Annotated in this window: 20 protein-coding genes and 3 pseudogenes; 10 read left to right on the top strand and 13 right to left on the bottom strand. The window is 59.0% G+C overall.

Going from position 1 to position 20,263, the window contains the following annotated elements; translation table 11 throughout:
* Positions 1-222: 222 nt before the first annotated feature.
* From PYR71_RS06295 to PYR71_RS06270, 6 genes are read right to left on the bottom strand one after another with little or no spacing between them, the layout of a single operon-like run.
* Positions 223-537: a YciI family protein gene (locus PYR71_RS06295; RefSeq protein ID WP_275618657.1), complete on the bottom strand. Its 315-nt coding sequence runs from the start codon at positions 535-537 to the stop codon at positions 223-225.
* The gene (locus PYR71_RS06290) at positions 534-1,382 is read right to left on the bottom strand and encodes a dioxygenase family protein (RefSeq protein ID WP_275618656.1); all 849 of its coding nucleotides are present in this window, start codon (positions 1,380-1,382) and stop codon (positions 534-536) included. Before PYR71_RS06290 ends, PYR71_RS06295 begins: the two co-directional genes overlap by 4 nt.
* 20 nt (positions 1,383-1,402) lie before the next feature.
* Complete coding sequence (locus tag PYR71_RS06285) at positions 1,403-2,461, bottom strand: maleylacetate reductase (RefSeq protein WP_275618655.1); 1,059 nt, start codon at positions 2,459-2,461, stop codon at positions 1,403-1,405.
* Between the two features lies 1 nt (position 2,462).
* Positions 2,463-3,443 carry a gamma-resorcylate decarboxylase gene (gene tsdA / locus PYR71_RS06280; RefSeq protein WP_183919044.1) on the bottom strand — a complete coding sequence of 327 codons (981 nt, stop codon included), beginning with the start codon at positions 3,441-3,443 and terminating at the stop codon, positions 2,463-2,465.
* A gap of 46 nt (positions 3,444-3,489) precedes the next feature.
* A complete protein-coding gene (locus PYR71_RS06275; RefSeq protein WP_275618654.1) occupies positions 3,490-4,722 on the bottom strand; it encodes a flavin-dependent monooxygenase in 1,233 nt (410 codons plus the stop codon).
* Positions 4,723-4,732: 10 nt separating this feature from the next.
* Complete coding sequence (locus tag PYR71_RS06270; protein WP_275618653.1) at positions 4,733-5,272, bottom strand: flavin reductase family protein; 540 nt, start codon at positions 5,270-5,272, stop codon at positions 4,733-4,735.
* A gap of 198 nt (positions 5,273-5,470) precedes the next feature.
* Between PYR71_RS06270 and PYR71_RS06265 the strand changes: the two genes are divergently transcribed.
* The gene (locus tag PYR71_RS06265; RefSeq protein ID WP_275618652.1) at positions 5,471-5,923 is read left to right on the top strand and encodes a MarR family winged helix-turn-helix transcriptional regulator; all 453 of its coding nucleotides are present in this window, start codon (positions 5,471-5,473) and stop codon (positions 5,921-5,923) included.
* 182 nt (positions 5,924-6,105) lie between these two features.
* Positions 6,106-7,401, top strand: a complete 1,296-nt coding sequence (locus PYR71_RS06260; protein ID WP_275618651.1) for an MFS transporter — start codon at positions 6,106-6,108, stop codon at positions 7,399-7,401.
* A 729-nt stretch (positions 7,402-8,130) separates the two neighbouring features.
* Here the strand turns inward: PYR71_RS06260 and PYR71_RS06255 are convergent.
* On the bottom strand, positions 8,131-9,060 hold the full coding sequence (locus PYR71_RS06255; RefSeq protein ID WP_275618650.1) for a LysR family transcriptional regulator: 930 nt from the start codon (positions 9,058-9,060) through the stop codon (positions 8,131-8,133).
* A 112-nt stretch (positions 9,061-9,172) separates the two neighbouring features.
* Between PYR71_RS06255 and PYR71_RS06250 the strand changes: the two genes are divergently transcribed.
* Genes PYR71_RS06250 through PYR71_RS06240 form a run of 3 tightly spaced genes read left to right on the top strand, consistent with a single transcriptional unit; the run spans position 9,173 to position 12,604 of the window.
* The gene (locus tag PYR71_RS06250; RefSeq protein ID WP_275618649.1) at positions 9,173-10,519 is read left to right on the top strand and encodes an amidohydrolase family protein; all 1,347 of its coding nucleotides are present in this window, start codon (positions 9,173-9,175) and stop codon (positions 10,517-10,519) included.
* Between the two features lie 46 nt (positions 10,520-10,565).
* Positions 10,566-11,777, top strand: coding sequence for an arabinose transporter (locus tag PYR71_RS06245; RefSeq protein ID WP_275618648.1), 1,212 nt, complete (start codon positions 10,566-10,568; stop codon positions 11,775-11,777).
* Between the two features lie 56 nt (positions 11,778-11,833).
* Complete coding sequence (locus tag PYR71_RS06240; protein ID WP_275618647.1) at positions 11,834-12,604, top strand: SDR family NAD(P)-dependent oxidoreductase; 771 nt, start codon at positions 11,834-11,836, stop codon at positions 12,602-12,604.
* A gap of 288 nt (positions 12,605-12,892) precedes the next feature.
* On the opposite strand, the gene PYR71_RS06235 is transcribed toward PYR71_RS06240, so the two are convergent.
* Positions 12,893-13,729 (bottom strand): SDR family oxidoreductase, encoded by an 837-nt coding sequence (locus tag PYR71_RS06235; RefSeq protein ID WP_275618646.1) that lies wholly within the window; start codon positions 13,727-13,729, stop codon positions 12,893-12,895.
* A 99-nt stretch (positions 13,730-13,828) separates the two neighbouring features.
* Here PYR71_RS06235 and PYR71_RS06230 point away from each other — a divergent pair, with 99 nt between their 5' ends.
* Entirely contained in the window at positions 13,829-14,725 is an 897-nt protein-coding gene (locus PYR71_RS06230; protein WP_275618645.1) for a LysR substrate-binding domain-containing protein, read from the top strand.
* 89 nt (positions 14,726-14,814) lie between these two features.
* Here the strand turns inward: PYR71_RS06230 and PYR71_RS06225 are convergent, their stop codons facing one another.
* The gene (locus PYR71_RS06225; protein WP_275618644.1) at positions 14,815-15,717 is read right to left on the bottom strand and encodes an SDR family oxidoreductase; all 903 of its coding nucleotides are present in this window, start codon (positions 15,715-15,717) and stop codon (positions 14,815-14,817) included.
* A 56-nt stretch (positions 15,718-15,773) separates the two neighbouring features.
* Positions 15,774-16,514, bottom strand: a complete 741-nt coding sequence (locus tag PYR71_RS06220) for an SDR family oxidoreductase (RefSeq protein ID WP_275618643.1) — start codon at positions 16,512-16,514, stop codon at positions 15,774-15,776.
* A 115-nt stretch (positions 16,515-16,629) separates the two neighbouring features.
* Here PYR71_RS06220 and PYR71_RS06215 point away from each other — a divergent pair, with 115 nt between their 5' ends.
* Positions 16,630-17,535, top strand: coding sequence for a LysR family transcriptional regulator (locus PYR71_RS06215; protein ID WP_275618642.1), 906 nt, complete (start codon positions 16,630-16,632; stop codon positions 17,533-17,535).
* On the opposite strand, the pseudogene PYR71_RS30965 reads toward PYR71_RS06215, so the two are convergent.
* Both PYR71_RS30965 and PYR71_RS06210 read right to left on the bottom strand, forming a co-directional pair.
* A pseudogene (locus PYR71_RS30965) lies at positions 17,532-17,732 on the bottom strand (exonuclease); the annotation flags it as partial. The gene PYR71_RS06215 and the pseudogene PYR71_RS30965 overlap by 4 nt on opposite strands.
* A 135-nt stretch (positions 17,733-17,867) precedes the next feature.
* Positions 17,868-18,040, bottom strand: a pseudogene (locus PYR71_RS06210) (IS6 family transposase); the annotation flags it as partial.
* 251 nt (positions 18,041-18,291) lie between these two features.
* Between PYR71_RS06210 and aqpZ the strand changes: the two are divergent.
* The gene (gene aqpZ / locus PYR71_RS06205) at positions 18,292-19,017 is read left to right on the top strand and encodes an aquaporin Z (protein WP_275618641.1); all 726 of its coding nucleotides are present in this window, start codon (positions 18,292-18,294) and stop codon (positions 19,015-19,017) included.
* A gap of 124 nt (positions 19,018-19,141) precedes the next feature.
* Here the strand turns inward: aqpZ and PYR71_RS30810 are convergent.
* Positions 19,142-19,280: pseudogene (locus PYR71_RS30810) on the bottom strand (sulfite exporter TauE/SafE family protein); the annotation flags it as partial.
* Positions 19,281-19,484: 204 nt separating this feature from the next.
* On the opposite strand from PYR71_RS30810, the gene PYR71_RS06200 reads away from it, so the two are divergent.
* Complete coding sequence (locus PYR71_RS06200; RefSeq protein ID WP_275618640.1) at positions 19,485-19,685, top strand: type II toxin-antitoxin system VapB family antitoxin; 201 nt, start codon at positions 19,485-19,487, stop codon at positions 19,683-19,685.
* On the top strand, positions 19,682-20,065 hold the full coding sequence (locus tag PYR71_RS06195; protein ID WP_275618639.1) for a type II toxin-antitoxin system VapC family toxin: 384 nt from the start codon (positions 19,682-19,684) through the stop codon (positions 20,063-20,065). The genes PYR71_RS06200 and PYR71_RS06195 overlap by 4 nt, the downstream gene beginning before the upstream one ends.
* Positions 20,066-20,263: the final 198 nt, after the last annotated feature.

The following is a 20,263-nucleotide window of genomic DNA, read 5'->3' as shown; positions in this document are numbered from 1 at the left end:
GGCCAGAGAGCGATCCGGGTCTCGGTGTGAACCGCGCCGGGTATGCCGGAGGCTCCAACATTTGACAAAGTGGAGCCTCCGGCATACCCGGCGCGGTTCAATCAACTGAACAAGGCTCAAAGCGACAGAATCGAATGATGACGATGAGGCCGCTTGATTGAAATCACGTCAGAATTTTGGGAAGTAACCGTCTACCAAATGGTGCTTGTCACGCCTCACCAGTCATCGATCAAACCCCGCCTTGACCCTCTCTACGAGAGTTCCAAAGGTTGGTCTCCATTCAAACGTGTCTACACTTCTGTAAACACCGGCAAGTACGAAGGGATCAAGCTGGTTAAACGTTTCAAACTCCGAAAATGTGTCGACCTCCGCAATCACGACAGCGGTCATGGACTTGCCTTCGGCAACCGGAGCAGAAGGTCCGGAAAGCAAGATGCGGATCGGTGCGTCCCGCAGATAGGCCTTGTGTTCGTCGATCAATTGGGAACGTTCGGCAGCCTTGCCGGGATCGGATACCGCATAACGAACGACGATCATCGTCTGGTCTCGACGGGCGTCAGCACGAAATCGAAAGCGGAGCGCCAGACCGTCGGACGATCCACACGTTCGAAAGGAGCGATCAGGCTCTTTTTTACACCAAACACCGTGTCTGATTCCAGATAGGGATCGTCGCCGACAAAGGTGTGGGTTACGAGCTTCTGATAACCCGAAGCCGTGATCAGGTAATGGGTATGGGCAGGACGGTAGGGATGGCGGCCGAGGGACGTTAACATCTGGCCGACCGGGCCGTCATCCGGGATCGGGTAGGAAACCGGCTTTATGCCGACGAAACTATAGGCGCCATCTGCGCCGGTCACGAAGATGCCCCGGTTGTTCCACTTCGGCTGAATATCCGGCTGCTGGACGTCGTAGTAGCCATCGGAATTATCCGACCATACGTCGATCCGGGCTCCCTCGATCGGATTGCCGCTGAGATCCAGCACCCGCCCGATGAAGAGGCAGCTCTCTCCCTTGCCGTCGAGCGAGATGTTTTCACCCATCTGCCGTATGGGCGCGCCCTCGACATGGAAAGGTCCGAACACGGTATTTTCCGTGGCGCCTGGCGGACGCCGGTTGTTGATTGCATCCACCAGCATCGACAGCCCAAGCGTATCGCTGAGCAGGATGAACTCCTGTCGCTCGTGATGACAGAGATGGCCGGTTCGGGTCAGGAAGCCTATGGCCAGCTCCCATTCCTCCTGGGTCAGGCTGATATCCTTGGCAAAGGCATGCAGGTGCTTGACAAGCGACGCCATGATTTCGGCCAGGCGTGGATTAATGTCCTGCCCCATCCGCGAATTGACGGCTTCAACGGATCTCTCTTCGCTGAAATATTCAGGCACGTGACCATCCTCCTAAGGCATTAACGCGGCCGCGCGCCCTCCCAGGCGCTCTGTAACAAAACCCGGATCGCTTTCCTTTCGATCGGGCGCGGGTTCCAGTAGGGGTTCTGGGCGGCGAGTTCTGCCGCACGGTCGAGATCGGCCTCCTTCATGCCCAGATCGCGCAGCGCCAGCGGGGCGCCGATCGAAGCGGCAAAATCATAAAGACCGCAGCCCAGCGAGCCGCCGAAAAGATCGGCGGCCGGCTTTAACGCATCCGCAGCGGCCGCCGCGTTGTAGCCGGCAGAATGGGGAAGAATGACCGCATGGGTTTCCGCATGCGGCAGATCGAAGCTACCGCCCAGCGTATGGCAAAGCTTATGATGGAGGGCCATGCCAACCGCTCCGAGCACCGTACCGCACAGCCAGGAACCGTAAAGCGCTTCGCTTCGCGGCCCGATGTCCCCAGGGGCATTTACGATTTGAGGCAAAGCCTGCTTCATCGCGCGCAGGCCCTCGACCGCCATCATTGACGAAATCGGGTTGCGATCCTGCGCGTAAAGACCTTCGACGGCGTGCGCCATTGCATTGAGCCCGCTGCTGACGCTGATGTTGACTGGCAATCCCAATGTCAATTCCGGGTCGTAGATCACCACCTCGGGCAGGATGCCGGGCCCGCGGACCGTTGTCTTCTGCCCGTTTTCTGTCTGGCCGAGGATTGGTGTAACCTCCGATCCCGCATAGGTCGTCGCCACCACGATTTGTGGTGCGTCGTTGCGATAGGCGATCGCCTTGCCGAGACCGATCGTCGATCCGCCGCCGATTGCGACCACGCAATCGGCGGCGGCCAAGTTGTATGCGGCGATCGCGCGCTCGGTTACATCGACCGGCGTATGCATCGTCGCGTCGTGGAATAGTCCCGCCGCAAGCGGACCGAGGGAGGCCGCGATCCGTTCGGCCTCCGCTTTCTGGTGCGGGGTCGAAAGGATCAGGGCGCGCTTGCCGCCCTGCCCAGCAATCGCCTCGGCGAGACGGTTCAACGAGCCGCTCCCAAAGAAGACCTGTGCCGCGCTGGCCGTGTATCTGAAAGGTGCAAACATGCTATCGATCGAGTTTGAAGAGTGAAACCGCGTTGGTGCGACCGATCTTCAGACGGTCGGCCTCGGAAATGGTCGTGTTGTCGAACCAGTTTGCAGCATGGTCGACGTTCTCGAATGGCCAGTCTGTCGAGAACAGAATTCGGTCCGCGCCGATTTCCAGCATAGCATCGATAAGCGACTGCGTGCGGAAGTTCCCCGAGGTCGTGATGTAGAAATTATCGTTGAAATAATCGGCAATCGGGCGTTTGGCCGGATAGTTCTTTTCCACCTTGACCCACGCATTCCGGTTGTCGATGCGCCACATCATATATGGCAGTCCCTCGCCCATGTGACCAACGATGATGCGCAAAGCCGGATGTTCGTCAAACAGGCCGCATCCCATCAAGCGTAGCGCGTGAACAGCGGTCTCCTGTGCGAACGCCCATGTCGGACCCATCAGCCAGGAATGGCCAGCATAGATCCGACTATCCTGCGGCAGCGGGTTGCGCGGATGCAGATAGAAGGGAACGTTGAGTTTTTCGACTTCGGCCCAGAACGGACGATATTGCGGCAGGTCGTAGTAGAGCGGCGTCGTTCCGTCGCCTTCCTGCGAGAAGCCATTGACCAGTGCACCGACGAAACCCATCGTCGTCACGCATCGCTGCAATTCCTGCGCGGCCGCATCCGGATCCTGCAGGGGCAAAGCTGCAAATCCCAGGAAACGGTTCGGGTTCTTGACGCATTGCTCCGCCAGAAAGTCATTGGCGCGTCGGGAAGTCTCCAGAGCCTTTGCCTTATCCGGGATCGCCTGCACGGCCGGAGCGTTCAGCGACAGGATCATTTTCTCAATGCCATGGGCATCCATCAGCCGCAGACGCTTGTCCTGGATATCGAGAAGCCGGGCGGACAGTTCCGTCCAGTAGTCGCCCGGCACGAAACCAGCCGAATCCTGCAGCGTCTCGGGAATGGCGAAATGTTCTTCAAGCGCGATCTTGCCTTGCACGATATGCTCTCTTTCCTGTCTTCAATCGAAATAGTGGGATGGCGGATCAGAATTGTCCCTTGGGCGGAAGACCGAGCAGCTGCTGGCCAACCATGGTCCCCACGGCATCCCAGTTCATGGAAATATGGCGCCCGACGGCATTTGCATCGCGCCATGCCCGCTGGACGGGGTTGGACATCTGGAGGCCGAGGCCGCCTGTCGATGCATTGAGAGCTTCCACGGCCCGGAGGGCCAGGCTGACCGCAAAAGACTGGCTACGACGGGCAAGAATCCGATCTTCTTCGGTGATCTCGCCGGCGCCATCCTCGCGGGCCTGGGCCAGTTGCTGCGCCCGGGCAATATCGCGCAGAATGATTTCGCGGGCGGCATCCACGGATGCGGAGGCTTCCGCCACGCGAAGCTGGATCGTCGGAAATTCTGCGATCTTGTTGTTGCCACCGGCGACTGCGCCACGTGTCACACGGGCCCCCATGTGATCGATATAGCTCTCCAATGCGCCCTTCGCCGCACCGACGGCCGCGCTGCCGAGGCAGAACGGAACCCCCATGAGCAGCGGAATGTTGAAAAGGCCGATACCCTTATAGCCACGTCCGCCCGGCGTTCTGCCGGAGGTCGCATCCGGAAAGCTCAGCATACGGCATTCCGGAACGAAGACGTCCTTGAGGATCAGGCTTTTTGAGCCGGTCCCCGCGAGGCCGACCACGTCCCAGGTCTCGGCAATGGCATAATCGCTGGCGGGAACCAGAAGGAACGCCGGTACAGGACGCTCCCCCTCGCCGTTTGGCGGAATGATCGCCGCACACAGCGCCCACTGTGCATTTTCGCATCCGCTCGCAAAGGCCCAGTCACCGGATAACCGGAAGCCGCCCTCGATGCGCTCCGCCATGCGGACCGGCGCATAGGAACCGCAGAGCAGCGCATCCGGATTGCTGCCCCACACGTCCTGCTGAACCCTTTCATCAAACATGGCAAGGAGCCATTGATGCGCGGAAAGGAGGCCCGCAACCCAGCCGGTGGAGGCACAAGCCGACGACAGCTGGATATTTGCATCGACAAGCTCGGCAAACGATCCTTCCTCGCCACCGAAACGGGCGGGCTTGACGATATCGAAATAGCCGGCGGCGCGCAGCAGATCGATATTGCGTGCCGGCACGCGGCCGGATTTTTCGGTATCGCGCGCGCCGGCACGGATCTCCTCCAGCACGGGGGCGATGCGATCCGCAAGACATGCGTTCTCGACCCGCGCCGAGGCGGGAAACAGGGCAGCTGTATTGTTCATGGAACTACCTTCAGTTCTGGGATGCAGGAAGCGCGTGCTGTGGCGCGCAATATTTCGAGTTCTCGTACATCAGCGCGGTGGTGTCGTCGGAATGGCGTGTATCCACCACCTGCCCGATGAAGATCGTGTGCGTTCCATAAGGAACTGCGCCCATACGGCGGCAGACAACCGAGGCATGAGCGGACTCCAGCACCATCATGCCGCGCTCATGGCGAATCCAATCGGCAGCATCGAACCGACGCTCAGGCGCAATCTTGCCGCTGAAACCTTCCGATACGGCTGCCTGCCTGTCGGTCAGAACGCTGACTGCGAATTCAGGCACCTCAAGCAGCATGTCATGCAGGTAGGTGCGATTGTTCAGGCAGATGATGAGAGATGGCGGATCCATCGAAAGTGATGTCACGGCCGTTGCCGTCATTCCATGATCCGCGCCGTTGCGACAGGCGGAAATGACCGTCACCGTCGCCGGGAAACGACGCATGGTCGATCGAAATGCATCGCTGAGCGGTGCGGGGGCCGGCGCTATGCCGAGGGCAGCAGTGGCAGACATGATTTCCTCCCGTGTCTCCTGTAATTCAAATTATTGCATTTGCAATTGTTGTCAATGCAAATTTAAAAATTATGCGGAAAATGCTTGATCTTCCCAGCCGTTCTCGGCGGCTGAAGCCAATCGTGTTGTCATTCCGGTCATTTAGGTGCATGTCGGAGAGAGCCCCCGGCAAGCCGAATCCCGCCAGCAGACAGAGACATGTACAAACTTACCGATTCCGTTCCCTATCTTCTCAATCGCGCCGGCGTGCGGATAGCCGAGGTATTCGCGCAGAGAATCGCCGAAGACAATCTCAGCGTGGCGATGTACCGGGTCCTGGCCATGCTCAAAGAGCGCCAGGAGAGCACCCTGGGGGATCTCGCCGACGTCGTCTCCGTCGAGATTTCGACGCTTTCGCGCCTGGTCGGCACACTGGCCAAGCGCAAGCTGGTGTCGCGAACACGTCCGGAAGATAACGGCCGTATCGTCATCGTAAGGCTGACCCCGCAGGGCGAGGCGATGACGGAAAGGCTTATGCCGCTTGCCGTGGAACTTGAACGCACCGCGGTGCAGGGCATGTCGGAAGAAGAGGTCGCAGCCCTGAAGAAGGCGCTGCGCCGCATGCACAGCAACTTGCCGGCAATATCCGGAAAGGGAAAAGTTGCCATCTGAAAAGATTGCAGTTGCAAATATTTTATTCGCAAGTATTTAATAGCGTGTCATCGTTGTCTTGACATCGCGCTGTCATGGGCGAGTCTGGAGCTGGGAGGAACCACGCCGGCAACGATCCAGGAGGATTTGTACATGGATCAACGCGGACCTGCCGCTGGCAGGAGCGTACTTCCTGTACTCAAATGTATGGGGAGGGAAAATTGGCCATACAAGATTTCGCTATTATCAAGGAACGCGTTCGCAGCCCGAATATCATCATCGCTCTTTGCGGCCTGCTGATCCTGTTCGACGGCTATGACCTGATCGTCTACGGCGCCGTCGCGCCGGCATTGCTCGGTGAAGCCAACTGGGGCTTGACGCCCGGCTTGGTGGGACGAGCGGCCTCCATCACACTGTTCGGTATGCTGCTGGGCGCGCTCGTCGCCGGAACACTCGCTGACAGGATAGGTCGCCGCAAGGTCATCATAGGCAGTCTGCTGAGCTTCTCCGTTATGATGATCGGCAGCGGTCTTGCGCCGAACTTTCTCGTTTTCGAGGGAACACGCTTTCTTGCCGGCCTGGGCCTTGGCGCTCTTTTTCCGACTGTAACCGCGTTGATCATCGAGTTTTCTCCGCCGAAGCGGAAGGCAATGGCCTATTCGATTGCTCTTCTCGGTTATCTCGCCGGCGGCATCGTTTCCGGCATCCTCGGAATGCTGCTGATACAGAAATATGGATGGCGTCCGCTGATGATCATCGGCGGCGCACCGATCCTGCTTCTGCCTTTCTTCATCCGCCTCATACCCGAGTCTCCCGAATGGCTGGCAACGAAGAACCGCCAGAGCGAAGCCAACCAGATCGCAGACCAGTACGGGCTGGCCAATCCCATCGCTAAGCCTATTGTACAGGTCGGCATCCGGTCGCTGTTTTCCGAAGGTCGCCTGCTGCCGACCTTGAACGCATGGGGTATCCACTTCTGTTCGCTCCTGCTGACATTCGGCATGGTCAACTGGCTTCCGACCATCATGAATAAGATGGGCTATGACCTCGGCTCTGCCCTACTCTTCTCGGTAACCCTCAATCTCGGAGCCGCAATCGGGCTGCTGATCGGCGCGAGGATTGCCGACCGCGGCAATGTCAAGATTGTCGTCGCAGGCATGTTTCTACTCGGAGCCTGCTCGATCTGGCTGCTGACGCAGGTGGATCAGGACCTCCAGGTCTATGGTCTGGTGGCACTCGCAGGCACGGGAACGATCGGCACGCAGATCCTCGCCAACATCCTCGTCGGAAACCTCTATCCGGTCGAAATCCGCGGAACCGGCCTCGGTTTCTCACTCGGCATCGGCCGTATCGGCGGAATGATCGGTCCAGCCATCGGCGGTGCCGTGCTTGGCGCCGGTCTCGCCCCGCAGTGGAACTTCTACATCTTCGCCACGGTTGGCGCAGTAGGTTGCGCTCTTGCGGCGGCCACTTTGCTTTACTCAAGCAAAGTCCATTAAAACTGGTCGCCGACAGGTCTTCCACGTCAATAAGACCTGCCGGCGTAATCATGAGAAAGTCAAATCACTCAATTGATCTCTTTCAGGACCGAGTGCTTTCTCGGAAACAAATGTCGCCTTGATATCGACCAACGGTTCATGGAACTGAAATAGACACGCATTTTAACCCTACAACTCTCTAGCGCGTTGTCAGCGGTCATGACTTGCCCTCAAGTTTTATCCAGCTTTGAGTTCGCTCCGGCAGTTTTTGGTTGCTGTATTTGGGGCGGTAGCGGCGGGTTGCAGTGCGGAGCCATTTCCGGCTCGCAGCACCGCATCACGCTAAACGGTTGCGTTCCTTCCCTGGGCCTCAATGGCCCAGAGCTTATTTCAAAATGGATTATTTCAACGAGGCAAGGTCACCGCCGACGGCCGGATTCAGGTTCGCTTGAAGAGTATCGGAGAAATCAGCATAGCGGCGCCGTGAGAAGGATTTCCGAGGCCTTGCCGCGCTTAGGGCGGAATAGCCGCAGGAGCCTCAGCATAGCGGCCGTCAGGGAGGCGGGACGACTAGCGCGCTCATCCGTTCCGGATTTGTGGCTTTTAGCTATGCAGGCAATGTCTGAAGATGGCGGAAAAGAAGCATCTCATAAATTGCGGCCACGTGAGACACCTTCGCCTTGAAAAGACTCGAACCGCCGGCCCTTGCGTTGTTTCGCTTTACTGCGCCTCGTATTCCCCTGTGCCTCATCAAATGCCGATGAGCACAGAGCGTTCGATTGCCGTCGTGATCTCGGCGCAAAACTCGATGAACGTCCTGACCTTCGCGGGCAGATGCTTGCGTGAGGGATGGAAAGCGAACAGGGGAAAACGCTCACCGTGCCAATCGGGAAACAAGTCGATTAGCGAACCTCTCGCCAACGCCTCCCCGATCCCCCAACCGATCACCTGGGCGACGCCCGTACCTGCTATACACTCCTGGAGCATCGATTTTGGGTCCGTGAATGTCAGCGGTCCGGCCGTCGGAACCTCGATCGTCTCGTCGCCGCGAACGAACTCCCAGTCGAACGGGCGGCCAGTATAGGGGTCGAGAAACTGCAGGCACCGATGCGCGACAAGGTCACGAGGATGCGCCGGATGACCGTAGCGTTCCAAGTATCGAGGCGAGGCTACAGTCAGGATCGGTGCTTCTATCAGCTTACGCGCAACCAGAGTAGCCAAACGCGGCTGACTGAACCGGATCGCGAGATCGATGCCCTCGGCAACAAGATCGCCGACATGCTCTCTGGTTACAAACTCGATCGAAAGGTCCGGGTGACGTTCGCAAAACGCGCCAAGGCGGCCGGCGAGAACGAGCGGCAGAAAGAAGGGATCGATGTCAACTTTCAATCGGCCGCGTACTGCTGACCCGGATCCGGAGGCGATCAGCGCGGCATCTTCGATCGCGTTGAGGTGCGGTTTGACCTCCTCGTAAAACCGCCGGCCTTCATCGGTCAGCGTCAATGAGCGGGTCGTCCGATCGAGTAGCCGCATCCCAAGGCGCCCCTCAAGGCGGCTGATTGCCCGGCTGACGCCGGAATCAGTGATTCCGATCAGTTCGGCAGCTTTCACGAAGCTGCCGCCTTCGACGACGGCTACCAGTACGCTGACACCCGAAAGAATACGCGTGTCGAACGGCATATCATCACTCCTGATTTTCTGTCAGGAAGCATCTGACATAAGCGCACTTAATTCAAGGAGGCCTCGGAGCGATAAAGGGCCCGCCAGAAAAGTTTCTTGAAAGGACCAGATCATGAATAGCCCCAAAAACCGCACCGTCTTCAAAGGCGGCACCATCCTGGCGATGGACCAGACGGCTGCCAATGTTCGAACCGCCGATCTGCTTGTCGACGGTGACAGAATAGCCGCCATCGGAGCGAACCTCGCCGTCGACGATGCTGCCGTCATCGACGCCTCCGACAGTATCGTGATGCCGGGTTTGATCGACGCCCATCATCACATGTGGCTCGGCGTGATGCGCCGCATGATGCCCAATGTAGAGGACCTGTTTGCCTATATCGATTTCGTCGCGGAGGGTTTGGGCGCCCATTATCGCCCGCTTGATATGTATCTCAGCACCAAGCTCACAGCGCTTGCCTGCCTCGGCGCCGGCATCACGACCGTTATCGACGCCTGCCATTCCTCGCGCAGCCCGGAACACACCGAGGCAGCTCTTGATGCCCTCAAGGACAGCGGCATCCGCGCCTTGCACATGGTGGGTGCTGCTATGGACAAGAAGGCCTCATCTGCGCACTTGCCGGAAGATCTGAAACGGCTGGCGGGCAAGTGGAACCAAGGCGGCAGCCTCGTGCATGTCGGTCTGTTCGGCCAGCTCAATCTCGACTGGTGGAAAGTGGCCCGGAGCCTCGACATGCGCATCCTGACTGAGTTCATCGGCGATTTGGCCAAGCTCGGACCGGAGTTTGCTGAAGCCGGCGTACTAGGTCCACATAACATCTTCAATCATTGTACGCGGATCCCGCAAGAAACGTGGCGTCTGTTTGCTGACGCCGGCGTCAACGTCACCATCAACCCGCGCTCGGATGCGTTGTTCGGCTTCGATGACGATAGTTTCGCCTATCAGCAAGCCGTCGATCACGGCTTGACGCCAGCCATTGGCATCGACCTCGACACGGCGTTCGGCAGCGACATGTTCGGTGAGATGCACGCCTTGTTTTCGCAGCAGCGTTCGGCCATGCGCTACCGCAAGTTCCGCGGCGAAGCCAACGCAGCCTCGCTGATCACTGTCGAGCGTGTCCTGGAGGCGGCAACCGTCAACGGCGCCCGTGCCGCCGGCCTCGAGGGTGTGGTCGGTTCGCTGGCACCGGGCAAGCAAGCCGACATCATCATGGTGCGCACCGATAGTGTCGCCGTCCTACCGGTCAACGATATCGTGGGTACGATCGTCCAGGCGGTCGAGCGCTCAGACGTCGACACAGTCATGGTCGCCGGCGAAATCCGCAAACGAAGCGGAAAGCTGGTCGGCGCCGATCTCATCAAATTGACGGCGGACGTCACTGCCTCGCGCAACTACCTGCTGGAAAAGAGCGGCTATCGCCTGGACCAGATCGGTGCATCCGCCCCCACAAAAGCGGCCTGAGCCGGAGCTGCCGCCTCGAGGGCGGCCTTCACCCACATTATCGAAAATGGAGGCTGTCATGCCAGCATCTCTTATCAATGATGCGGCCGAACAAAAGGCCGACACCACATACCTTTCCCGACCCGCCCCCGGCATCATAGCTGCACTCTTCAGTGGTTATCTCGCAGTTGGGCTCCCGCTTCCCGTTATCCCTCTCTTTATCCACGACAAGCTCGGCTTCAATAGTCTCGTCGTCGGAGCGGCGATCGGCATCCAATTCCTGGCGACCGTGCTTAGCCGCGGGCATGCGGGTCATCTGACGGACCTCCACGGCGGCAAGCGTTCGGCATTGCAGGGTGCTGCGGTCAGCGCGGCCGCTGGCGCGCTCTATCTGGCGGCAGCCACGCCTGTGTTTTCGCCCAGTATCAGCCTTGCTATTATTTTCATCGGCCGCCTGGTCGCGGGCCTGGGGGAAAGCCTCTTTGTCACCGGCTGTGTCTCATGGTCGATCGCTTCCGTTGGGCCGCAGCGTGCGGGCATGTCGATGTCTTGGACCGGCATCGCAATGTTCGCGGCTCTGGCCATTGGCGCACCGATCGGGATGGGGCTCTATCAGGCCTACGGTCTTGAAGCCGCGATGCTGGCCTGCGTTCTGGCGCCGGCGGTCGCAGCTGTCATCGCCCTGCGCGAGCATCCTTATGCTACTCCTGCTGGCCCCCGCCTGCCCTTCTACAAGGTTATCGGTCAAATCTGGCGCGAAGGAGCCGGTCTGATGCTGCAAGGCGTGGGTCTCTCGGGGCTGACCGCCTTTGCATCGCTCTACTTCGCTGCCCGGCATTGGGACAATGCCGGTTTCGTGATGACCGCCTTTGGCGTCGGCTTCATCTTCGTACGGGTTGTCTTCGGCTCGCTGCCCGACAGGGTGAGCGGGTATCGCGTCGCACTCTGGTCATTGGTGATCGAAGCGGCTGGCCAGTTGATCATATGGACAGTGTCGAGTGAAACAGTGGCTCTCGCCGGTTCGCTGATCACTGGCCTTGGCTGTGCCCTGATCTTTCCGGCTCTTGGTGTGGAAGCCTTGAAGCGGGTGCCTCCGGCCAGCAGAGGCAGTGCCATGGGTGCATTCGTTGCGTTCCTTGACATCGCATATGGCGTCTCGAGCCCTGTCAGCGGCGTCATTGCAGCCGAATTTGGCTATGCATCTGTCTACTTGTTAGGTGCCGCCTGCGCTCTCGTTGGCGCTCTGCTCGTTCACGCCGCACGCTCTTCTAATTCCTGACCATCGTTCAATATTCCGGCGAGAGAAATTCGCCGTTCACTTAAAGGAGATTTGTCATGTCCCGCATCTTTATAACCGGTTCGTCCACCGGCCTCGGTCTCATGGCGGCCGAGCTTTTGGCTGAGCAGGGTCATCAAGTTGTGCTACATGCCCGAAACGCCGCACGTGCAGAAGATGCCCGCCGCGCCCTGCCGCAGGCTGAAGCTGTCGTCATCGGCGACCTTGAGACTGTCGCCGGGGCAAAGGAAGTCGCGGCCAGCGTCAACGCGCTTGGCCGGTTCGACGCGGTGATCCACAATGCCGCTGTCGGCTACCGGGAGGCTCACCGTCTCACCTCCGACGGCCTGCCCCATGTCTTCGCCATCAATACGCTGTCTGCCTATATTCTGACTGCCCTGATCGACCGGCCCAGGCGGCTCGTCTACCTGTCCTCCGGCATGCACCATCATGCAGACGCCAATCTCAACGACATCCTCTGGAAAAAGCGCCGGTGGAATGGATCGGAGGCCTACGCGGAAAGCAAGCTGCATGACGCAATGCTCGCCTTTGCCGTCGCGCGCCGCTGGAAGAACGTGTTCTCGAACGCGCTGGAGCCGGGCTGGGTCCCGACCAAGATGGGAGGTGCTGGCGCGCCCGACGATATGGCGCAGGCGCATCTAACCCAGGCATGGCTCACGGCAGGCGATGATCCGCAGGCGGATGTCAGTGGAGAGTACTTCTATCATCTCAAGCGTAGAACTGCTAACCCGCAGGCTCACGATCCGGCACTCCAAGATCAACTCATCACGATCTGCGAAGAGGTTTCCGGCTTGGAACTGCCAGAATAGAGCAGCGGCATTTGGCGATACAGCCCGGTCTGATTATCAGGCTGACCCAGTAACAGCCTGTTGTTTGGGGAGTTGCTGGTTAAGAGATAGCTCCCCGTTCCGCCTCCCTAAGTGCACTCAGGCTATCGGCCAGGGATCGTCGTGCGAGAGCAGCCAGAATGGCATGCCCCGCTTCTTCGGCAAGGCGCCACTCGCTCTCGGCGTTCCAGCAGGTGACGGGGCATTTCGCGACCGAGGCCACTACTGCCCTCGGTTAGGAACCATGCGCGCTCTGGCGTGATCGCCTCCTCACGCTTTCTTCATCGCGAAGATCCCTTGGACCAAGGCATTATACCGGTCTTCGGAAGAGCCTCGGCGCGCGTTGACGAGTGGCTGGATGTCGTTTGTTGGCGTGTAACGCAGACGGTCCGATTGGTCGGTGCTTGCCGCATAGATCGCCGCGACTACCTTTTCGATCGCGTCTTCGTCGGAACCGCCAGCCATGTTGCCATACATCTGACCGACATGGTCCAGGAAAGGTGCGTAATCCTGATGCGGCGGTTGCCCGTTTGCGCTTTCCGCCCCGGTTCGAGCCATGAAGTTAGTCTGAGGGGCGCCGCCCGGCTCGATAATCTTTACCTTGATGCCAAGCGAACCAAGCTCGTACGAAAGCGCTTCCGAGAAACCTTCCACCGCGAATTTTGAAGCGCTGTAAATCGAAGCGAAAGGAAAGCCGACGATACCCGCACCCGAGGTTATATTGACAATCGTGCCGGCGCGGCTTGCCCGAAAATGCGGGAGGATCGCGCGCGTGACGTCCATCAGGCCAAAGACGTTGACGTCGAATTGCTGCTGGATAGCCTCGCGCGGAATCCGTTCGAAGATCGAGAACAGGCCGTAGCCGGCGTTGTTGACCAGTGCATCGATGCGACCAAAGCGGGCTATCCCGTTGGCGATCGCGTCCTCGATACTGGCGCGATCCTGGACGTCGAGCCGGGTGACAAGCACGTTGCCTTCAGACGTCAGTTTGCTCGCCTCAGGATTGCGCATCGTTGCAACGACGTTCCATCCCTGCCGTGCGAAATAGTTCGCCGTGGCTTCGCCGAAGCCCGACGACGTGCCGGTGATCAGGATTGTCTGTGTCATGCCTATCTCCGTGTTGTTGACATGCGCACAGTTCTACGCGAGGAACGTTGTGCTGATAATCCGGTCAATACCGGACAGGATGATGACGGAAACTGTACAATGGAAGACTTTGGAATAAGAGCTTTGAGTGTTGTCAGCACGGTTGCCGCGCATAGAAGCTTCCGCGGGGCGGCGAGCGAGCTCAATCTCTCGGCCTCTTCCGTCAGCCACATCGTCGCCAACCTGGAGCAGAAGATCGGCATACGCCTTTTTCTCAGGAACACCCGCAGTGTTTCTCTCACCGAAGCAGGTGAAGCATTTCTCGCTCGGATCCGGCCCGCGCTCGCTGAAATCAATGGAGCTCTTGAAGGCGTTCACGAACTGCGGGACCGGCCAGCTGGGCTTGTTCGGATCAACGCTTCAAGTTGGGGTGCGGGTCGACTGCTACCGATTGTTCTCGAGTTTATGCGGTCCTATCCGGACGTCAGGGTAGATCTGACTTGCGAGGGCAGGATCGTCGACATCATCGCTGAGGGCTACGATGCGGGTTTGCGGCTTGAGTCGATGGTACCCCAGGACATGATCGCAGTGCCGCTCGGCATTCCGGAAACGTTGATCCTCATTGCCGCGCCCACATACCTGGAAGCGCGCGGTACGCCCAAGACCCCAGGTGACCTGCTTTCCCACGAGTGCATACGGGCGCGGCTTCCAAGCGGCGTGATCATGGACTGGGAAATGGGCCGCGCGGGCGAATATGCGCAACCGAAGGTGTCTGGCAAGCTGGTCGTTGGCTCTACGGAGCTTGCCGCGAAGGCTGCGGCGAACGGGGTCGGCATTGGTTATACCGATGCGCGCGAGGCCGCGCCTTTTCTTGAGCGCGGTGATGTCTTGCAGATCATGGAAGACTGGACGCCGTCGCTTGGCAGCGAAGCGCTTTACTATCCGGCGACGCGCCTGCCGTCCGCGGCATTCAAGGCCTTTGTCGGTTTTGTTCGCGCCAAAAGAGTGAAGGACTGAGAGCCACCCGCGGCTCTCAGTCCTTCCGAATTGCGCCTCCAGCGCCACCAAGCAAGCGGCTTCAATCGCCGCCAACGGCGTGGCGATGTTCAGGCCTTTGCGGGTTTGAGGAGATCGCCAAGTCCCACGCGGTAAAGCATTTCCGCACGCAGCCGATCGAGAACGGCAAAGCCGACATTTGCCCCGTCTTCGGTCGGGTCGCAATGAACGCGGAACGGACGCTGACCAAAGGGCGCATCGACGACTTCGACGATCATGTCGGCGACCGGTGCCGGATCGGCATCATCCGGAACAATGGCGGCAAAAGCCTCCTGAACCTTCGCGCCGAAACCCGCATAGGGGCCGCTGGCCTCGTACTCGGCGAGCCGGGCTTCGTCGGCTGGACTGCCGGAATGAGCGAAGTGGTTGGTGCCCTTGGTGAAGGCGCCCGGTACGACGATCGTTGTTTCGATACCCCAGCGGCTCAACTCACGGGCATATTGTACGGCAAGCGAATCCATTGCGGCCTTCGCGGCAAAGTAGGGCGAGAGGTAGGGAGGCGTGCCTCCGGCCGAACTGGAGCTTGATATCCAGACCAGAAGGCCCTCGCGGCGCTTGCGCATGTGCGGCAGGACGGCGCGGTTCACCCGCTGCGTGCCGAGCACGTTCACGTCGTATTGCTGAGCGAACTGCTCGGGCGTGAAAGCCTCCGCCGGTCCGAACATCATGTGCCCTGCATTATGAACGACAACGTCGATCCGGCCGCTTTCGGCAATGACCTTCTCGACGGCGACGTTGACCGATTGCTCGGACTGGACGTCGAGGTCGAGAGGCCGCAGATCGATGTCTTCCTTGCCGGACAGTTCGACCATCTGAGCCGCATTTGCGGCATTTCGGCCGGCGATGTCACGCATCGAGGCATAGACGGTATGGCCGGCACGGGCGAGCGCCTCGGAGGTCAGGCGGCCGAAACCGCTGGACGAGCCGGTGACAAGAATGACTTTCTTGCTCATGATGATGATCCTTTCGAGTTTGTTGGAGTGTTTCAATCGTAGGAGAAACTAAAGGGTCAGATGATCCCGCCATTTGCGCGCAGCACCTGGCCGTTGATCCAGGCTCCGTCGGGACCGGCAAGGAAGGCCACCGTGTTGGCGATGTCCTCAGGCTGTCCAAGACGCTCCAGAGGGGCGAGCTTGGTGAGGTTGTCGATAACTGCCTGCGGCTTGCCGTCCAGGAAAAGGGCTGTCGCTGTGGGACCAGGTGCCACCGCATTGACGGTGATGTTGCGACCACGCAGTTCCTTGGAAAGCACATGCGTCATGGCTTCGATGCCGGCCTTGGTCGCTGCATAGACGCCGTACGTGGGCTGATAGAGACCAACGACGCTCGACGACAGGTTGATGATCCGACCGTCGGCGCGCAGCCTCCGGGCGGCCTCACGCATCGTATTGATGCTGCCCTTGAGATTGATCGCGATCTGGCCGTCGACGAAAGCCTCGTCGCCATCCGCGACTGTGGCAAGCTTCATGACTCCGGCATTGTTGACCAGCACGTCGACGCCACCCAGCGCAGCTTCGGTCCTGTCGAACAAGCGAGCGACTGCAGCCGCGTCGCTGACGTCGGCTTGTGCTGCAAGCGCCTTCCCCCCGGCACTCTCGATGCGGTCAACCAGTTCCTCGGCGGCTTTTGCGTTGCCGGCGTAATTGACGACCACCGCAAAACCGTCTCTCGCGAGCCGCTCGGCAATAGCAGCTCCGATACCGCGCGAGGCGCCGGTGACGATTGCGATTCTCTTTTGATCGTTGGCCAACTCGGTTCTCCTTCAGTTGATGCGCCGCAGCGCGGTTGAATGAGAACAAGATGGCCTATTGAAGCTCGCACATAATCGGGCATTATTCGCCATCATCATCCGGAGATCACGAATAATGGACCGGTTTGACGCTATGCGCATCTTCACGCGTGTCGCCGAGCGGCGCAGCTTCTCGCTCGCGGCAGAAGACCTAGGCTTGCCGCGCTCTACAGTCACGGACGGTGTGAAGTTATTGGAGAAGCGACTTGGTGTGCGGCTTCTGGAGCGCACGACGCGGGTGGTGCGCCCGACACTGGATGGCGAGGCTTACTATCAACGCTGCCTGCGCCTGCTCGCAGATCTCGAAGACGCCGAAGCAGGTTTTAACGGCGCAAAGCCTTCTGGTCTCTTGAAGGTCGACCTGCACGGCACGCAGGCGCGCTACTTTTTGCTGCCCAGACTGCCTGAGTTTCTCGAGCGTTATCCGGACATTCAGCTCCACATAAGCGAGACGCATCAGCCGATGGATATCATCCGCGAGGGTTACGAGTGCATCGTGCGGGTCGGCGCTCTTTCCGATTCAAGTCTCATCCAGCGTAAGCTTGCGGAACTCGACCGCGGCACATTTGCCAGCCCGGGCTACTTAAAGAAGTTTGGAACCCCGGTGAGGCCGGAGGATCTCGAGAACGGTCATCGCATGGTCGGTCTGCTGGCACCTGATATGCCCTCGGTCGCCCCTCTTGCCTTCCGCATCGAGGGCCAGATCCGAGAGATGCAACTGCCGACAGTCGTCACCGTCACCGGCGCGGAAACCAATGTCGCATCGGCTTGCGCCGGCCTCGGAATCATCCAGGTGCCGCGCTACCGCGTCGTCTCCGAAATTGAAAATGGCTCGTTGGTGGAGATATTGACTGATACCCCGCCTCCAAAAATCCCCGTCCACGTTCTTTATTCGCACACGCGACAGCTTTCACCTCGTTTGCGCGTGTTTCTCGAATGGATGCAACATCAGTATAGAGTGAGATCCGTCGATCTTGGCTAGAAGAGGTCGGTTCCGGTTGAGGACGAAATATGGGATCCGGCCTCAGCGACAGAACGGGCATCGTCCAATGTATCATGCCCTCGTAACTCTGGGTGCTCGACGTCGTAATAATCTGCGAGTCTGTTATTCGGAGTTCGGGCCAAATCCTCGACAGGAATCGCAGCCACAAGCAAAAAGTTTAGCAGCGTATCTTCGCGACCCCTTGCCTTCCGACCGATGCTTCGCCTTGAAAGGAATCGAACCCCCGGTCAAATCAATAATTGGCCAGATATCCTTTTGCGACGGCTTCTTTCTGCGCAACTGCTTGGCATAAGCCGCCCCACATTTACGGCCCGATCGCCGGATCGTTTCGTACGATGCGACAATGCCCCGCTCCAACAGCATTTCCTCGATCCACCGTAGACTCAACGGAAACTGGAAGTACAGCCATACCGCATAGGCGATGATCTGCGTGGCAAGCGGTGGCTCTTGTGACTGACCGTCGTCGAACTCATCCTCGCCCAATTATCCGTCAACCGTTAAACTGCAGACAACGTGACATCGCCGGCTGTCGCCATCGCAGGGCGGGGTCGGTCGTCGTCAAAGGCATCCTAATTACCGGCCTTGGTATTAGGTTAATCGGACGAGTGGGCAGTGGGCAGGAGAATTATCGAAAAGAACGAGCTTCGCCGCACGCTTCACGCAATCTCCAAACGGTAGATCTTAGCGGCGCTCGCCAAGGTCGCGACGCGCTGTTCCGTTGGAGGAGAGGATTTCATGACGACAAAAAAATATGCCGCCGAAGCGATTGGCACGTTCTGGCTGACATTTGGCGGTTGCGGAAGTGCAGTTATCGCAGCGGGTCTGCCAAATGTCGGGATCGGGTATCTCGGCGTGGCATTGGCGTTCGGCTTGACAGTTGTGACGATGGCCTACGCCATCGGTCATATCTCTGGCTGTCACCTCAATCCGGCCGTCACAATTGGGCTCGCGGCGGGCGGGCGTTTCCCAGCGAACCAGATCCTTCCCTATGTTATTGCTCAGGTCGTAGGCGGCATTATCGGTGGCGGCGTACTTTACCTAATTGCCAGCGGCAAAGGCGGATTCGATCTCTCCTCAGGATTCGCCTCAAACGGTTACGGCGAACATTCACTGGGCCACTACAGCATGCTCGCGTGTTTGATCGCAGAACTGGTGCTGACGGCGACATTCCTGTTCATCATCATGGGCGCAACACATGGCAAGGCGCCTGCCGGCTTCGCTCCATTAGCGATTGGTTTCGGACTTACCCTCATCCACTTGATAAGCATCGACGTCACGAATACATCAGTTAACCCGGCGCGCAGCACCGGGGTCGCAGTATTCGCCGGCGGTTGGGCTGTCCAGCAACTTTGGCTGTTTTGGCTTGCGCCGATTGTCGGAGGGCTCCTCGGCGGCACGCTCTATCGCTGGCTCAGCACGGAACCCACCGGCGTTGTCATCGGCACCGCCCCGACAACGTAGGTCAGGGACGCCTTTCACCATCCGGCTTGGATGACTGTGCCGAGTTTTGTCGCGAGCGTCAGGGTTTCGGTCGGTCGTGACGGCCTTTAATCTACAAGTCTATGTGCGGTCGTTCTTGACCTATCGCGTTTGCGGCAACCGATGGCACTCCGACCAATATCAGCGCAGGCAGCGACACCGAAAGACCCGCCCCCGACAAGCGCATTCATGCTGCCTGCCAACAAGCCGACGAGAAAAAGAAGAACGATATCGTACTTGTTCAGGTCGCCGTAGCAAAGCTTGATTCCCGCCGAGACGCTTGTCCAAAACTGCTGGCGGGTTTTGTGCGTGACGCTTTACCGTGTTCACGTGATGGGGCAATCGTCGGCGGATTTGCATGCGACGGCGGATGTATTGGAATAGAGATCAGGCGTAGATTTCATCACCAAATGGTGCTATCTATAACACCATAAATCAGGAAACCAACGATGCGATCGACCATCAATCTCGACGACGCCCTCATGGAGAGAGCTAGGTTCCTAACCGGCACGAAAGAAACCGCCACTCTGGTCCGCCAAGCGTTGGAGACGCTTGTCCGTGTGGAATCGGGAAAACGCCTCATCGCGCTGGGCGGAACTATGCCGGACGCGGAGGCAGCCCCACGCCGCCGTAGCGCAGCTGCCAAGTGATTCTTGCCGACACTTCCATCTGGACCGATCATTTCCGGCAGGCCGATCCAGAGCTGCGTAGGATTATCGAGGACGATCGTCTCTTATGCCATCCAGCCGTAATCGGAGAGCTTGCACTCGGCAGCCTTCGGGATCGCAGTAGCGTGATAGCTTTCTTGGCGGCTCAGCGCGAAGCGCTCGTCGCGACCCACGATGAAGTCATGATGATGATTAATCGCCATGCCATCTTCAGTATGGGCATTGGCTACACAGATGCCCACTTGATGGCCTCAGTTCTCCTCGATCAGCGAACAGCCTTATGGACCAGAGACAAGCGACTGCGGGCCGCGGCCGAGAAGGCGGGGGCTTCACTGCACACCCCTGCCAATGCGCGAAACTAAATGCTGTATCGAAGGGCCCATGCTGGTCGAGAGTCGCCTGAGCGCAGAGTTCCGACCGATCTATTATGCTATATTCCTGGCCGACCCGACCCCAACACCGCCGCGGATTTCATAAGCGATGCCGCGCGTTGTCGATCAGACGCTGCGGACCAAAGCATCACGGGGATCAGGTTAATGGTAGGATCGGCACTTCTGCCA

This window comes from Rhizobium mulingense (assembly GCF_029194105.1).
Taxonomy (GTDB): domain Bacteria; phylum Pseudomonadota; class Alphaproteobacteria; order Rhizobiales; family Rhizobiaceae; genus Rhizobium; species Rhizobium mulingense.
Note: the sequence above shows the minus strand (reverse complement) of the source record. Positions and strands in the feature narration are given on the sequence as shown.